This is a genomic window from Chryseobacterium viscerum (assembly GCF_025949665.1).
GTDB classification, from domain to species: Bacteria; Bacteroidota; Bacteroidia; order Flavobacteriales; family Weeksellaceae; genus Chryseobacterium; species Chryseobacterium viscerum_A.
The window spans coordinates 1-1,342 of the sequence record NZ_JAPDFT010000012.1 but is presented as its reverse complement, the minus strand read 5'-3'; the positions used below and the strand labels follow the sequence as shown (position 1 = coordinate 1,342).

1 protein-coding gene is annotated in these 1,342 nt (G+C 38.9%); it reads left to right on the top strand.

What is annotated here, in order from left to right; all coding sequences use genetic code 11:
* Positions 1-1,342, top strand: a 1,342-nt coding sequence (locus OL225_RS22000) for a non-ribosomal peptide synthetase (RefSeq protein ID WP_264519608.1), incomplete at both ends; no start/stop codon positions are given.

Sequence of the window (1,342 nt, the reverse complement as noted above, 5' to 3'; positions counted from 1 at the left end):
GGATACCGGAGCAAGACTGATTTTAGGCCAGGAAAGTACATCAGAAAAGTTGAAAAACCTGGCAGCAGATGTGATCTCTTTAGAAGAGATTACCTTTAAAGCAAAGCTTGAAACAGAGTCAACTAATAATCCTGTTACCAATACTCAACCCAATAATTTAGCATATGTTATTTTCACGAGTGGAACGACCGGGCTGCCTAAAGGCGTAATGGTTGAGCACAGAAATGTATCCAACCTGATTCATCAGGAAGCTAAAGAATTTGGCTTGCTTGAAAACAGAGTTCAAAAGAACAGTCTGTGGTACGCAAACTATGTATTTGATGCTCATGTCTGGGAATTATACCCATCCATTACCCATGGACATACCATCTATATTTTAGAAAAAGAACTTCAGACAGATCTGTTTTCTTTAAAAGATTACATAGAAGAAAATAGCATCAGCATAGCAACCATTCCACCGGTATTATTAACCAGAGAATATATTTTACCATTAGAGAAACTTGTGGTAGCAGGAGACGTTACCAATCCACAGGTTATGGCCGCATATAAAGAATATGGAGTTGATCTGATCAACGCTTACGGCCCAACAGAAACTACGGTATGTGCTACACTGCATCATTATAACGAAGATGAAAACCCTGTAAATATCGGAGGACCGATTGGGAATATGACAGCTTACGTATTGGATAAATACCGCCGTATTGTTCCTTTAGGAGCCGTAGGTGAGCTGTATATCGGCGGAGCCGGAATTGCAAGAGGATACCTGAACAGGCCGGATCTTACAGAAGAACGTTTCATCATCAATCCTTTCCAGACAGCAGATCAGAAACAGAAAGGAGAGAATGGACGTTTATACAGAACCGGAGATTTAGTACGCTGGCTATCCAATGGAGAGGTGGAATACATTGGAAGAAATGACTTCCAGGTGAAAATCCGTGGTTATAGAATTGAATTAGGTGAGATTGAAAACAAATTGCTTGGTTATCCTGGAATCAGCCAGGCAGCAGTTTTAGCCAAAGAAAATAAAACCGGGTTAAAATATCTTGTAGGGTACTATGTTTCTGAAAATGATATAGATTCATCTTTGTTGTCAGAATATTTGTCAGAATCATTACCAGAATATATGGTTCCCGGAGTATTCGTTCACTTAACGTCTTTACCATTAACCATCAATGGTAAACTGGATAAAAAAGCGTTACCTGAACCTGAATTTACAGGAAACAAAAACTATACAGCACCTGAAACAGAGCTTGAAAAGCAGCTTGTAGTAATTTATAGTGAAGTATTGGGAATCAATGCTAAAACCATCAGTATTCATGATGATTTCTTCAGATTAGGAGGA